14 protein-coding genes are annotated in these 13,872 nt (G+C 62.2%); 10 read left to right on the top strand and 4 right to left on the bottom strand.

Translation table 11 applies throughout. The annotated features are described in order from the left end of the window. Window positions 1-45: 45 nt before the first annotated feature. Window positions 46-963, bottom strand: coding sequence for a putative 2-dehydropantoate 2-reductase (locus tag JV241A_RS04350; protein ID WP_115085446.1), 918 nt, complete (start codon window positions 961-963; stop codon window positions 46-48). A 113-nt stretch (window positions 964-1,076) separates the two neighbouring features. Between JV241A_RS04350 and JV241A_RS04355 the strand changes: the two genes are divergently transcribed. The 3 genes from JV241A_RS04355 (at window position 1,077) to JV241A_RS04365 (ending at window position 3,938) form a co-directional block, all read left to right on the top strand. Then, window positions 1,077-1,562: a YajQ family cyclic di-GMP-binding protein gene (locus tag JV241A_RS04355; RefSeq protein ID WP_010220808.1), complete on the top strand. Its 486-nt coding sequence runs from the start codon at window positions 1,077-1,079 to the stop codon at window positions 1,560-1,562. A gap of 116 nt (window positions 1,563-1,678) precedes the next feature. Further along, window positions 1,679-2,521: a mechanosensitive ion channel family protein gene (locus JV241A_RS04360; protein ID WP_115085447.1), complete on the top strand. Its 843-nt coding sequence runs from the start codon at window positions 1,679-1,681 to the stop codon at window positions 2,519-2,521. A 166-nt stretch (window positions 2,522-2,687) separates the two neighbouring features. Continuing rightward, on the top strand, window positions 2,688-3,938 hold the full coding sequence (locus tag JV241A_RS04365) for an MFS transporter (protein WP_134061433.1): 1,251 nt from the start codon (window positions 2,688-2,690) through the stop codon (window positions 3,936-3,938). A gap of 24 nt (window positions 3,939-3,962) precedes the next feature. Here the strand turns inward: JV241A_RS04365 and JV241A_RS04370 are convergent, their stop codons facing one another. Next, window positions 3,963-5,504, bottom strand: coding sequence for an AmpG family muropeptide MFS transporter (locus tag JV241A_RS04370; RefSeq protein WP_134061434.1), 1,542 nt, complete (start codon window positions 5,502-5,504; stop codon window positions 3,963-3,965). Window positions 5,505-5,547: 43 nt separating this feature from the next. Beyond that, complete coding sequence (locus JV241A_RS04375; protein ID WP_115085450.1) at window positions 5,548-5,901, bottom strand: MGMT family protein; 354 nt, start codon at window positions 5,899-5,901, stop codon at window positions 5,548-5,550. Between the two features lie 152 nt (window positions 5,902-6,053). Between JV241A_RS04375 and JV241A_RS04380 the strand changes: the two genes are divergently transcribed. The 5 genes from JV241A_RS04380 (at window position 6,054) to groL (ending at window position 10,719) form a co-directional block, all read left to right on the top strand. Then, window positions 6,054-7,061: a DUF481 domain-containing protein gene (locus JV241A_RS04380; protein WP_115085696.1), complete on the top strand. Its 1,008-nt coding sequence runs from the start codon at window positions 6,054-6,056 to the stop codon at window positions 7,059-7,061. A 107-nt stretch (window positions 7,062-7,168) separates the two neighbouring features. Continuing rightward, the gene (locus JV241A_RS04385; RefSeq protein WP_134061435.1) at window positions 7,169-7,900 is read left to right on the top strand and encodes a HugZ family protein; all 732 of its coding nucleotides are present in this window, start codon (window positions 7,169-7,171) and stop codon (window positions 7,898-7,900) included. A gap of 64 nt (window positions 7,901-7,964) precedes the next feature. Beyond that, on the top strand, window positions 7,965-8,468 hold the full coding sequence (locus JV241A_RS04390; protein WP_115085452.1) for an FxsA family protein: 504 nt from the start codon (window positions 7,965-7,967) through the stop codon (window positions 8,466-8,468). A 257-nt stretch (window positions 8,469-8,725) separates the two neighbouring features. After that, window positions 8,726-9,019 (top strand): co-chaperone GroES, encoded by a 294-nt coding sequence (locus tag JV241A_RS04395; protein WP_003260750.1) that lies wholly within the window; start codon window positions 8,726-8,728, stop codon window positions 9,017-9,019. 47 nt (window positions 9,020-9,066) lie between these two features. Beyond that, window positions 9,067-10,719, top strand: coding sequence for a chaperonin GroEL (groL, locus tag JV241A_RS04400; RefSeq protein ID WP_115085453.1), 1,653 nt, complete (start codon window positions 9,067-9,069; stop codon window positions 10,717-10,719). A 162-nt stretch (window positions 10,720-10,881) separates the two neighbouring features. On the opposite strand, the gene JV241A_RS04405 is transcribed toward groL, so the two are convergent. Beyond that, complete coding sequence (locus JV241A_RS04405) at window positions 10,882-11,616, bottom strand: phosphatase PAP2 family protein (protein WP_115085454.1); 735 nt, start codon at window positions 11,614-11,616, stop codon at window positions 10,882-10,884. A 189-nt stretch (window positions 11,617-11,805) separates the two neighbouring features. Between JV241A_RS04405 and colR the strand changes: the two genes are divergently transcribed. Further along, the gene (gene colR / locus JV241A_RS04410) at window positions 11,806-12,489 is read left to right on the top strand and encodes a two-component system response regulator ColR (RefSeq protein WP_100782556.1); all 684 of its coding nucleotides are present in this window, start codon (window positions 11,806-11,808) and stop codon (window positions 12,487-12,489) included. Further along, entirely contained in the window at window positions 12,479-13,777 is a 1,299-nt protein-coding gene (locus tag JV241A_RS04415) for a HAMP domain-containing sensor histidine kinase (RefSeq protein WP_115085455.1), read from the top strand. The genes colR and JV241A_RS04415 overlap by 11 nt, the downstream gene beginning before the upstream one ends. The last annotated feature ends 95 nt before the right edge of the window (window positions 13,778-13,872 follow it).

Here is a 13,872-nt window from a genome sequence, read left to right on the forward strand (position 1 = left end):
GGCGTTATCCCGGTCTGTAGGTGAAAGGGCAGGGTAGCGCCGTGCTCAGTCGCTGGGCAATCCGCGCGTGTTCAGGTGTTCGACCAGGCGCCGGTACAGCCGTTCCAGGTGCGGCAGCTGCCGGCCGTGACGGCTGGCGGTGCGGCAAGCATGGCCGAGCAGATAGTGGATTTCGGTGCGCCGGCCATGGCGAACATCCTGGTACATGGAAGAGTAGTTGGCCGCGGTGGCATGGATCACCCGTTCGACTTCCTCGTTGAGGCCCTCGGCCGCTTCCGGCTGGCCGCAATACTGCAGCAGCTCGGCCAGTTCTGCACACAGGGTGGCGACTTCGCAGTGATGCGCCTGCAGGCCGCCATTGCGACAGTCATGCAGCACGGTCAGCGGGTTGATCGCGCAGTTGAGCGCCAGTTTGCGCCACAGGCGGGTGAGGATGTCCGGGGTCCACTGGTGGGGAATGCCGGCGTCGCTCAGGTCTTCGAGCCAGCCCGGAGGGCCGGGGTTGGCCGGATCGCCCAGCCAGTTGAAGCCGTGACCGGCGAAATTCACCTGCCAGTCCTGTTCGCGGAACGCGCCTTCGGTGCTGGAGGCGAACACGCAGCGGGCGTGTGGCACGCGATTGGCCACTGCTTCCTGGCTGCCCAGGCCGTTCTGCAGCAGGATCAGCTCGGCGTCCCGGGCCAGGCGCGGCGCCAGTTGCGCCACCGCCTGTTCGGCGTCGTAAGCCTTGCAGGCCACCAGCAAACGGTGGATCGGCGTGTTGTCGTCGGCCAGTTGCGCCGGAATCGCCTGCAGTTGCGCCTTGCCCTGTTCGACCAGGGTCAGGCCGCCTGCGGCTTCATAGGCCTGTAACCGCGCCTTGTCGCGCAGGACCAGCCGGACCGGTTTGCCGGCGCGGGCCAGCCGGCAGGCCCAGAGGCTGCCCAGACTGCCGGCGCCGAGAATATGCCAGGTGCTGCTCATCAGCGTTTCGCAACCGTTATAATGATCCGGTATTTTAACCGTCAAACCCTGCGCGCTCCATCGCGCTCTTTCAGCAGAGCCGCGAGGGTGCCTTTATTTTTTGGAGAAAAGGTATGCCGTCGTTCGACGTGGTATCGGAACTGGACAAGCACGAAGTCACCAACGCCGTGGAAAACGCGGTCAAAGAGCTGGATCGCCGCTATGACCTCAAGGGCAAGGGCAGCTTCGAGTTCAAGGAAAAGGAACTGACCGTCAACCTGACCGCCGAAGCCGAATTCCAGCTCGAGGCGATGATTGACATCCTCAAGCTGGCCCTGGTCAAGCGCAAGATCGACGTGCAGTGCCTGGAAGTGAAGGACGCCTTCGCCTCGGGCAAGGTCATGAAGCAGGAAGCGGTGCTCAAAGAGGGTATCGATAAAGAACTGGCGAAGAAGATCGTCGCTCATATCAAGGACGCCAAGCTCAAGGTCCAGGCCGCCATCCAGGGCGAGCAGGTGCGCGTCACCGGCAAGAAGCGCGACGACCTGCAAGAGGCCATCGCCGCCTTGCGCGCCAAAGAGTTCGGCATGCCCCTGCAGTTCAACAATTTCCGCGACTGAAGTCACGGAGCCCGGAACCTTGGCGCCTTTTTGGCGTCCGAGGGCCGAGGTGCCGCTGAAACGTTTGCGGCAGGTCTTATTCAGCTTTGTGCCGCCCGGCATCAGGAGAACACACTATGGATTTGAACGCTGAGGTCGACCAGCTGGTCAAGGCTTCGCAAACCTGGCTTCCGATGATCATGGAATACGGTAGCCGTCTGTTGCTGGCGTTGTTGACCCTGGCCATCGGCTGGTGGGTAATCAACAAGGTCACCTATCGCCTGGGCAAACTGCTTGCCCTGCGTAACGCCGACCTGGCCCTGCAAGGTTTCATCAGCAGCCTGGCCAACATCATTCTGAAGATCCTGCTGATTGTCAGCGTGGCCTCGATGATCGGCATCGAGACCACCTCGTTCGTCGCTGCCATCGGTGCTGCGGGCCTGGCCATCGGTCTGGCCCTGCAAGGTAGCCTGGCCAACTTCGCGGGCGGCGTGCTGATCCTGCTGTTCCGTCCGTTCCGTATCGGCGACTGGATCGAAGCCCAGGGTGTGGCGGGTACCGTCGACAGCATCCAGATCTTCCATACCGTGCTGCGTACCGGCGACAACAAGACCGTGATCCTGCCCAACGGCAGCCTGTCCAACGGCATCATCACCAACACCAACCGCCAGCCGACGCGCAAGGTGGTGTTCGATGTTGGCGTTGACTACGACGCCGACCTGCAAAAGGCCCGCAACGTGCTGCTGGAACTGGCCCAGGACCCGCGGGTGCACCAGGATCCGGCGCCACAGGCAGTGATTTCGACCTTGGGCGACAGCTCGATCACCGTATCGCTGCGCATCTGGGTCAACACCGCCGATTACTGGGACGTGCTGTTCATGCTCAACGAGCATGCCCGTGACCGCCTGAAGGCCGAGGGCATCGACATTCCCTTTCCACAGCGGGTGATCCGCGTGGTGCAGGAAGCGGCGGTGCAGTAACGACCGACGCAATCGCGGGGCAAGCCCGCTCCTACACAATCCTGTAGGAGCAGGCTTGCCCCGCGATGCTTTCAGCAGCCATTACACTTGTTCACGTCTTCGCGCTATCTGCGCCCAGTGCTTTCTGGCATATAGGCTCGCTTACTTCTGTTTGCCCGGTCTTATCATGCTTACCCCCCTGATCAACATTACGCCGCTACGGGCGTTTTGTTTCGCCATGACCCTGGCGCTGTTCGAACTGCTTACCTACCTCGCCAGCGACGTGGTGATGCCGGCCATGCCGGTGGTGGTCGGTGAGCTCAACGCCAGCCCCGAATTCATCCCCCATGCCCTGAACCTCTACCTGCTCGGTGGCGTGCTGCTGCAATGGCTGATCGGCCCGCTGGCCGACCGTTACGGCCGTCGTCCGTTGCTGTTGGGCGGCTGCGCGTTCTTCTGCCTGGCCTGTATCGCCACCTTCTGGGTGCAGAGCATCGAGCTGTTCAACCTGCTGCGCCTGTTGCAGGGGATTGGCCTGGGCTTTGTGGTGACGGTCAGCTACCCGGCACTCAACGAGGCGTTCAGCGAAGCCGATGCAGTGCGGATGATGGCCTTGCTGGCCAATATCGCCCTGCTGTCGCCGCTGCTTGGCCCGCTGGTCGGTACCCTGCTGCTGGAGTGGGTGTCCTGGCGCTGGCTGTTCGTGCTGTTCGGTGCGGCTGCGGTGCTGGCCTGGTTTGCCCTGTACCGGTTCATGCCGGAGACCCTCGGCGTCGAACGCCGGGATGGCTCGCGCCTGGCGTTCCAGCCGATCCACTTGCTGCCGTTGCTGGCCGGCTACGGGCAACTGTTGGCCAACCGCCGCTTTGTCGCCGGCAGTGCCGCGCTGGGCCTGGTCGGCCTGCCGCTGATCGGCTGGATCGGCCTGTCGCCGGTGCTGTTGATCCACGACGAGGGCCTGAGCACCCTGGATTATGCCCTGTGGCAATTGCCGGTGTTCGGCGGCCTGATCCTCGGCAACCTGGTGATCAACCGGATTGCCGATCGCCATGCGCTCACCACCCTGGTGCGATTGGCGTTGTGGCCGTTTCTGATCGGTTTGCTGGGCATGATGCTCGGCACCTGGCTGTACCCTTCGGTACCGAGCCTGGTGATCGGCATGTCGGTGTATGCGCTGGGCCTGGGTATTGCCAACGCCGTGCTGTACCGCATGACGCTGTTTTCCAGCGAGCAGAGCAAGGGTCTGGTGTCGGCGATGCTGGGGATGATCACCATTGCGCTGCTGGGCCTTGGCGGGGCGTTGCTGGCGATGCTCGGGGCTGGCGCCAGCCTTGTGCACTTCGCCCTGGCGGCGGGGGCGGCGGGAATTCTGGCGCTATGGCCGCTGAGGGTCGTTCTGAGCGCTTCCACCAACTTGTCAGAGGCTATCCCGGAGTAGCTCCGGTAATAGCCTCAGCGCGGTTCAGGGGCGTTCTCCAACCTGGTTCTCGAGCGGTTCCTGCTTGCCCCGCTCCTGGCGCCATTGCAGGGCGATCAGGATCAGGGTCGGCACGCCGAGCAGGGCGGTGATCAGGAAGAAGTCGTGGTAGCCGAATTTCTCGACCATGACCCCCGAGTAACCGCCGATCAGCCGCGGCAACAGCAGCATGATCGAACTGAGCAGGGCGTACTGCGTCGCCGAGAACTTCAGGTTGGTCAAACTCGACAGGTAGGCGACGAACGCCGAGGTGGCCAGGCCCGAGCTGAAGTTGTCCAGCGAAATGGTCACCACCAGCATCTGCAGGTTGGCGCCCATGTCGGCGAGCATCAGGAACAGAATGTTGGTCGCCGCCGACGCCACGCCGCCGATGAACAGGATCGGCAGGATACCGAAGCGCACGATCAGCAGGCCGCCAAAACCGGCACCCACCAGGGTCATGATCAGGCCGAAGATCTTGCTGACGCTGGCGATCTGGTCCTTGGTGAAGCCCTGGTCGATGTAGAACACGTTGGCCATCACGCCCATCACCGTGTCGGACATCCGGTAGGTGGCGATCAGCCCGAGCAGCAGCAGGGCCTGCCAGCGGTAGCGGGTGATGAAGTCGTTGACCGGGGTCAGCACCGGTGCCAGGCCACGGCGGCCCATGGACGACAGGCACAGGACGGTCAGGGTGATGTACAGGATCGCCCGCAGGAAGGCGCGGTCTTCGAGCAGCAGGTCGAGCAGGCTCACGCCTTCGAACAGCACGCTGGCGAAATCGGTGTTGTACAGCTGGGTGAACGTTGCCGGTACCGATACCAGCAGGATGATCAGCACGAACACCGACACCAGCTGGTGGCTCAGGCCGTAGCGCGCCGCCGACAGCTGGGTGCGCAGCGGCACCGGAGGCTCGCGCATCAACAGGGTGGTGATCACTGCCGGCAGCATCATCACACCGAACAGCACGTAGGTGCCGGTCCAGGCCTTGTGCAGGTAGCTGAAGCCGGTGGAGCCGAAGCCCTCGGCGAAGAACAGCGCACCGGCGGTGGCCAGCAGCGCGGCAACCCGGTAGCCGGCCATGTAGCTGGCGGCAAGCGCAGCCTGGCGCTGGTCGTCGGCGATTTCCAGGCGATAGGCGTCGACGGCGATGTCCTGGGTGGCCGAGGCAAAGGCCACCAGTACCGCCAGGGCAATCAGCCACGACAGGTGTTTTTGCGGGTCGCAGAAGCCCATGCCGACCAGGCCGATGACCACCAGCACCTGAGACAGCACCAGCCAGGAGCGACGGCGCCCGAGTTTGCCGAGCAAGGGCAGGCGCCATTGGTCGAGCAGCGGCGACCACACCCATTTGAAGGCATAGGCCAAGCCGATCAGGCTGGCATAACCGATGGTTTCACGGGCCACGCCGGCCTCGCGCAGCCATACCGACAGGGTCGAAAACACCAGCATGTAAGGCAAGCCGGCGGCAAAGCCGAGCAACAACAGTACCAGTGTCGACGGGCTGGCATAGGCAGCGAGCGCAGCGCGCCAGGTTTTACGGGGCATGGGCCAACATCTGCCTCAAGTTTACGAAAACAAAGCGCGCACTCTAACCGCTGTGCTCCATCGGGCGCCAGCCATGGCGCAACATATCCACACGATTATTGTGCAGGGTGATGCCTTCTGCCCGTAGCCGGGCACGCTGCTCGTCGCCCGATGGGGTGCCCAGCGCCAGGCTCAGGCGACCGCCGGCGCCCAGCACCCGGTGCCAGGGCAACTGGGTGTCACTGGGCAGCTGGCTCAGGGTACGCCCGACCCAGCGCGCTGCACGGCCAAGGCCGGCCAGGTGGGCGAGCTCGCCGTAGCTGATCACCTTGCCGGCGGGTACCTGGCCAAGCACCAGATAGAGTGCCATTCGTCGGGCTTCGGCGCTTTCGGTCGGATCGCCAGGAATCCCGCTCATCGCGCAATTGACCCAGACCACGCGGAATGTGCCGGGTAGAGCGGGCAAATAAGAATTGAACTCATCGACATGGTGCAGGTCAGTCCTTGCTCTGATGGCGGGTATCTGGATAATGCCCGACTTTTTTCGCGAACCCGAGTCCGTTGCTGCTTATGTCTCCTAGAGCCCTGTTGTGCGTTGCCCTGGCCGCTGCCTGTACCCCAGCCCTTGCCGATACCGTGTGGATGAAAAACGGTGACAAGCTGAGCGGCAAGATCAAGGTCTTTGATGGCGGTAAACTGCTGCTCGAAACGCCCTATGGCGGCTCCATTGCACTGGACTGGAAGCAGGTCAAGACTCTGGAAAGCGACCAGGAACTGCTGGTCAAGCAGGACGCCTACACCGGCGAGAAGGCCAAGTCGCTGCACGCTGCGGACAACGGTAAGGTCACTCTGGCCAACGGCGAGACACCCAGGACGGTCGAGCTGGCCAGCATCCAGCAGATCATGAAGCCAAAGCCGGTGGTCGAGGACCTGACCTGGAAGGGTAACGTCGACCTGGCCCTGGACTACAAACGCGCCGAAACCAACAGCGACGACTACGACATCGACTTCAAGACCACCGCCCGTCACGGCCGCTGGCGCCACCAGGCCGAGGGCGAATACAACCGCGAGAGCAAGGACGACGTCACCACCACCAACAACTGGAGCGCCGAATACGCGCTGGACCGCTTCATTACCGAGAAGTGGTTCTGGCAGGGCCGTCTGGAATACAAGCGTGACCATATCGAAGACCTGGCCCGCCAGCGCACCGTGGGTACCGGCCCGGGTTACCAGTTCTGGGACAACGAGCTGGGCGCGTTCTCCCTCGGCTCGCTGATCAACCGTACCGACTATGAATACGCTGATGGCGGCAAGGACAACTTCTACTCGCTGGCCATGAAGTGGGACTACAACCGCTACCTGATCGGCAAGCGCGTCGAGTTCTTCACCAACGGCGAGGTCGGCAAGCCGCTCGGCGGCGTCGCCGAGTACGCCCTGGATGCCGAAGTCGGCCTGCGCTACAAGGTCACCGAATGGGCCTCGCTCAATCTCAAGGCCGAGAAGGACATCATCAGCGGCACCCGCGACAGCGACCTGGACAAGACCCGCTACACCGCAGGTTTTGGCGTCGCCTGGTAAGCACGCTGGCAACCCCGGGCGATAATGATTATTTTGTCGGTTAACCAGGCTGGTCGGGCACTTTCACCGCCAGCCACGACGACGATTATCGAGCGGGGAGACATACAGTGAGCGCGAAAGCCGCAACACAGGCACGGGAGCTGCTGCTCAAGGAATACCGCGGGGTGCTGTCGACCCATTCCAAGTCGATGCCGGGGTTTCCCTTCGGTTCGGTGGTGCCCTACTGCCTGGATGCCGACGGCAACCCGCTGATCCTGATCAGCCGCATTGCCCAGCACACCCACAACCTGCAAAAAGACCCCAAGTGCTCGTTGCTGGTAGGCGAGCGTGATGCCCAAGACGTCCAGGCAGTGGGCCGCCTGACCGTGCTGGCCGAGGCGCACAAGCTGGTTGAGCCCGAAGCGGTCGAAGCCGCAGCAGAGCGCTACTATCGCTATTTTCCAGAGTCGGCCAACTACCATCAAGCCCACGATTTTGACTTCTGGGTGCTCAAGCCGGTGCGCCATCGCTACATCGGCGGCTTCGGCGCGATCCACTGGGTCGATCACCTGAGCCTGGCCAACCCCTTTGCCGGCAAGGCCGAACAGAGCATGATCGAGCACATGAACAGCGATCATGCCAATGCCATCGAACACTACGTCCAGCTCCGCGGCCTGCCCCAGGGCGTGGCGGCGCAGATGGTCGGCATCGACAGCGAGGGCATGCACCTGCGCATTGGTCAGGGCTTGCACTGGTTGCCGTTCGCTGCGCCCTGCAATACGCCGATACAAGTGCGCGAGGCCCTGGTTTTTCTGGCCCGCGCCGATCAATGGCCGCAACGTGCAACCGCCGAGGCTTGAAATGGCGATGGATCGCATCCATTAAAGGTCTACTGCAAGGACATCTTGCGCAGAGGAACCGTTGATGCGTGCTTTTCTATTGCTGTTTCTGATTTTTCCGGTGCTGGAGCTGTATGTGTTTTTCAAGGTCAGCACCGCGATCGGCTTCTTTCCGGCGCTGCTGCTGATCATCGCCGGCTCTGCCCTGGGCGTGCTGGTGGTGCGGGTGGCGGGTCTGGCCACCGCCCTGCGTGCCCGCGAGAGCCTGCAGCGTGGCGAATTGCCTGCCGAAGACATGTTCCACGGGCTGATGCTGGCGCTGGGTGGCGGCCTGCTGCTGTTGCCAGGTTTCATCAGTGACGTGATCGGCCTGGTCTGCCTGTTGCCGTTCACCCGCCGCCTGCTCGGGCGCAAGATGCGCGAGCGCGCCGAGGCCCAGGCCATGCGCCAGCGCGCCTTTGGCGATGACCCGTTCATGGCGCGCCCAGGTCAGTCCAGCCGTGGCCATCAGCCAACGGTGATCGAAGGCGAAGTGGTCGGCCGTGAAGATCCTGCTCAGCCCAACCTGCGCAATCCTCGGGATCTGTAAAGGTTGCTTGTGCTGTGCCAGCGGCCCCTTTTGGGGCCGTTTTGCTGTACAGGGGGCTGATCGCTAAAAATTTTCATCAGCAAGCCTTGTAATTGCTCTTGGCGACCTCATGTATGGGTCACCGCAAGGTTTCTGGTGATTTGCACCAGACATTACATGTGTGGTCCGCCCCGCGGGCTACGAGCGGCCAAGCCGCAAGCATCAACCCGCCGGTGTCGATACCGGCCGATGAAAACCACAATTAGGAGAGATCGACAATGAAGCTTCGTCCTCTGCATGACCGCGTCGTTATCCGTCGCAGCGAAGAAGAATCGAAAACCGCTGGCGGTATCGTTCTGCCAGGTTCGGCCGCTGAAAAACCTAACCGTGGCGAAGTCGTCGCTGTAGGTACCGGTCGCATCCTGGACAACGGTGAAGTGCGTGCGCTGGCCGTGAAAGTGGGTGACAAGGTGGTTTTCGGCCCTTACTCGGGCAGCAACACTGTGAAAGTTGACGGCGAAGACCTGCTGGTGATGGCTGAGAACGAAATTCTCGCTGTCATCGAAGGCTGATTCCGCTGGTTTCCCGTTACTCCAAAGTATTCAAGGATTAAACGATCATGGCTGCTAAAGACGTAAAATTCGGCGACTCCGCCCGTAAGAAAATGCTCGTTGGTGTCAACGTTCTGGCTGACGCTGTAAAAGCCACCCTGGGCCCGAAAGGCCGTAACGTTGTTCTGGCCAAGAGCTTCGGCGCTCCGACCATCACCAAAGACGGTGTTTCGGTTGCCAAAGAAATCGAGCTGAAAGACGCTTTCGAAAACATGGGCGCCCAGCTGCTCAAAGACGTTGCCTCCAAGGCCAACGACGAAGCCGGTGACGGCACCACCACCGCAACCGTTCTGGCTCAGGCCATCGTCAGCGAAGGCCTGAAAGCCGTTGCTGCCGGCATGAACCCGATGGACCTGAAGCGTGGTATCGACAAGGCCACCATCGCCATCGTCAAAGAGCTGAAGACCCTGTCCAAGCCATGCGCCGACTCCAAGGCCATCGCCCAGGTCGGTACCATCTCGGCCAACTCCGACAACTCCATCGGTGACATCATCGCCGAAGCCATGGAAAAAGTCGGTAAAGAAGGCGTGATCACCGTCGAAGAAGGCTCGGGCCTGGAAAACGAACTGTCGGTCGTGGAAGGCATGCAGTTCGACCGTGGCTACCTGTCCCCTTACTTCGTCAACAAGCCAGACACCATGGTCGCCGAGCTGGATGGCCCGCTGCTGCTGCTGGTTGACAAGAAGATCTCCAACATCCGCGAACTGCTGCCAGTTCTGGAAGCCGTTGCCAAGGCCGGCCGTCCACTGCTGATCGTGGCTGAAGACGTCGAAGGCGAAGCGCTGGCTACCCTGGTAGTCAACAACATGCGCGGCATCGTCAAGGTTGCAGCGGTCAAGGCACCTGGCTTCGGCGACCGCCGCAAGGCCATGCTGCAGGACATCGCTGTCCTGACCGGCGGTACCGTGATCTCCGAAGAAATCGGCCTGAGCCTGGAGTCCGCTACCCTGGAGCACCTGGGTAACGCCAAGCGCGTGACCCTGTCCAAGGAAAACACCATCATCGTCGACGGTGCTGGCGTAGAAGGCGACATCCAGGCGCGTATCGCCCAGATCCGCACTCAGGTCAACGAGACTTCCTCGGACTACGACCGTGAAAAACTGCAAGAGCGTCTGGCCAAACTGGCTGGCGGTGTTGCCGTGATCAAGGTCGGTGCTGGCACCGAAGTCGAAATGAAAGAGAAGAAAGCCCGCGTTGAAGACGCCCTGCACGCTACCCGTGCAGCCGTCGAAGAAGGCGTGGTGCCTGGCGGTGGTGTTGCACTGGTTCGCGCTCTGCAAGCCATCGAAGGCCTGAAAGGCGACAACGAAGAGCAGAACGTTGGTATCCAGCTGCTGCGTCGCGCTGTTGAAGCGCCGCTGCGCCAGATCGTTGCCAACGCCGGCGACGAGCCAAGCGTAGTGGTCGACAAGGTCAAGCAAGGTTCCGGCAACTTCGGTTACAACGCTGCTACCGGCGAGTACGGCGACATGATCGAAATGGGTATCCTGGACCCTGCCAAGGTAACCCGTTCGGCCCTGCAAGCTGCAGCTTCGATCGGCGGTCTGATGATCACCACCGAAGCCATGGTTGCTGACGCTCCAGTTGAAGCTGGTGCTGGCGGCGGCATGCCAGACATGGGCGGCATGGGTGGTATGGGCGGCATGGGCGGCATGATGTAAGCCAGCCTTACCCGTTCGATAAAAAGCCCCGTCTAGTGCGGGGCTTTTTTTTGCCTGAATTCTGGGGTTGCTGTGCAACCCATCGCCGGCAAGACCGGCTCCCACGGGGGACTGTATGTGGGAGCTGGCTTGCCAGCGATGCAGTCACCGCACATTCCAGCCTTACGAGGTCGGCACGGTAACCGCAGCCTTGTGCTTCAGTTCAACCGGCCGGCGATACAACACCCAGTAGTAACAGCCCAGGCTGATCAACCAGCAAAACACCGCGGTCCACACGTTGTGCGAAAAGAAGTGCGCGCCCTGCAGCATGCGCCCTACCGAAAACAGCGTGCCCAGGCCAAAGGCGAACAACAGTGCCGCCTTTGCCAGGCGCGGGCGCCGGTCGCGCAGGACAAAGAACAGCGCAAACAGGGTAAAGCCAGTCGCCGCGTGGCCACCCGGCCAGCAGCGCCCGGGCTTGTCCGTCGCCGGGCGCGGGCTGAGCAGCTCGCTGTAGGTCTCCTTGCCACCAAACTCGGTCAGGCTCCACGGGCACTGCACCGCCGTCACTGCCTTGACCGGTGTGACAAAGCTGGTCGACAACCCCATGGCCAGCACCAGGCAGCCCAGTTCCCGACGCCAGCTGAACAGCCGCGACCAGAAGAAACTCATCGCAAAGGCGACGATCGCCAGCAGACCCAGGACGATCACGGCCTGTTTCGCCCGGTCATGCAGGATGTCTTCGAGGAAGTAGCTGTGCCGGCCAATGAACTGCCCGGCCAGCGGGTCGAACGCCAGCTTGGCCAGGTCCATGTCCAGTGAGGTCAGCTCCAGCAGGATCAATATCACCGCGGTGACGGCGGGGATGCCCAGGGCAATCCAGAAATTCAGCGGACGGGAGTAGGCAGGTAGCGACATGGCAAGTCCAGGTGAATGGAGGGGACAATCCGACCGGCAATTCTCGGGCAGCCGCCATCACCTGTCCGTGAAGGCTCGGTGAAAAAAACGTTAACCTGCAATAAAGTCGCGCCGACCTAGCCGGGCGTCGCCGATGGCCTTAAGCTGCGCCTGCCAAGCAGGCAAAAGCGCCAGACGGGAGATACCCCAATGCGAATTCTACTGGTTGAAGACAACCGCGATATCCTTGCCAACCTGGCCGACTACCTTGGCCTGAAGGGCTATACGGTGGACTGTGCCCAGGATGGTCTGTCCGGCCTGCACCTGGCGGCGACCGAACACTATGACCTGATCGTGCTCGACATCATGCTGCCGGGCATCGACGGCTACACCCTGTGCAAGCGCCTGCGCGAAGATGCCCGTCGTGACACCCCGGTCATCATGCTCACCGCCCGTGACCAGCTGGATGATCGCCTGCAGGGCTTTCGCTCCGGCGCCGACGATTACTTGCTCAAGCCTTTTGCCCTGTCGGAACTGGCCGCGCGCATCGAAGCGGTGCTGCGCAGGGCCCAAGGCGGCGGCCGGCGTACCTTGCAGGTCAGCGACCTGGTGTATGACCTCGACACCCTGGAAGTCAGCCGCGAAGGGAAGCTGCTCAAGCTCAACCCGGTCGGCCTGAAGCTGCTGGCGGTGCTGATGCAGAAGAGCCCCCACGTGCTGCGCCGCGAAGTGCTCGAAGAGGCCCTGTGGGGTGATGATTGCCCGGACAGCGACAGCCTGCGCAGCCACGTTCACCAACTGCGCCAGGTGATCGACAAGCCGTTCGAAAAGCCCCTGCTGCATACCGTTCACGGCGTGGGCTATCGTCTGGCCGAGGGCCGTGATGGAGTTTAGACAGAGCCTTGCCCAGCGGATCATCATTGCCTTTGCCCTGATGAGCGCGCTGGTGGCCGGGGCTTTCGCTTTCGGCATTGTCGCTACCGTCCACCTGGTTGAAGAACGGCTGATTTCCGCAGTGCTGGGCGGCGACCTCCAGCGTTTGCTGCGCATGGACAGCGTCGGCGACTGGAGCCACCGGCCGCGACCGGATCAACTGTTCTATTTCAGCGGCGGGCGCGATGACTTCGAGCTGCCCAAGGATCTGCGCCACCTCGACCGTGGCTTTCACGAAGTGTTTCGTGAAGATCTGTCCTACCACGCGATGGTTGAGATCGTCGATGGCCGGCACTATGTACTGCTGCAGGACCAGAGCGACTTCGAAGAACGCGAGCGCGTGCTGTTCGCGGTGGTGGTGGTCGGCTTCATCCTCAGCCTGGCACTGGCGGTGTTCCTCGGCTGGGTCCTGGCCCGGCGGGTGATGGCACCGGTGATCCGCCTGGCGCGCCAGGTACGTCACCGTGACCAGTTGCTCGGCCTGGCGCCACCGTTGGCACCTGATTACGCTGCGGACGAAGTCGGCCAGCTGGCGGTGGCGTTCGACGACACCCTGGGGCGTCTGCGTGATGCCCTGACCCGTGAGCGGCTGTTTACCAGCGATGTCAGCCATGAGCTACGCACCCCGTTGATGGTGCTGGCCAGCTCCTGCGAGCTACTGCTGGTCAATCCCAACATTGACACCCGTGCGCGTTCTCAGGTCGAGCGCATCGCCCGCGCCACCGAAGAAATGCAGGAACTGGTGAAGACCTTCCTGATGCTCGCCCGCGCCCAGCGCGACGAAGGGGCCGTGGCGTCGCAGGCGAGCATGAAGGAAGTGGCGGACGACCTGATTGGCGTCTGGCGCGACACCATCGAGCAAAAGGGCCTGACCTTGCTGTACGACGTCAGGGCTGCAAGCGCGACCCTGTATAACGCCACGTTCCTCCAGGCAGTGATGGGCAACCTGTTGCGCAACGCCGCGCACTATACCGATCAGGGTTTTATCCGCCTGACCCTGGAGCCGGCCGGGTTCCTGGTCGAAGACAGTGGCGTCGGGATTCCTGAAGAGCAGCGCGAAGCCATGTTCCGGCCGTTCGTGCGCGGTGATGAGAGGCGTGGTGAAGGGCTGGGCCTGGGGCTGTCATTGGTGCAGCGGATCTGCGACGACCAGGGCTGGACGGTGAGCCTGACCGCCATGGTGCCCCACGGCTGCCGCTTTCATGTGGACCTGAGCCTGGCCCCGGATCGGACGGTCGAGGCGCAATAGGGCCATTGGCCAGCTGTGAAAGTTTGTAATTAATTGAAACCTTTGCCGCGCTAACTCACAAATTTTTCACACCCGCATGACCTGACGCCAACGCT

Source organism: Pseudomonas sp. JV241A (genome assembly GCF_900275665.1).
Lineage (GTDB): Bacteria > Pseudomonadota > Gammaproteobacteria > Pseudomonadales > Pseudomonadaceae > Aquipseudomonas > Aquipseudomonas wadenswilerensis.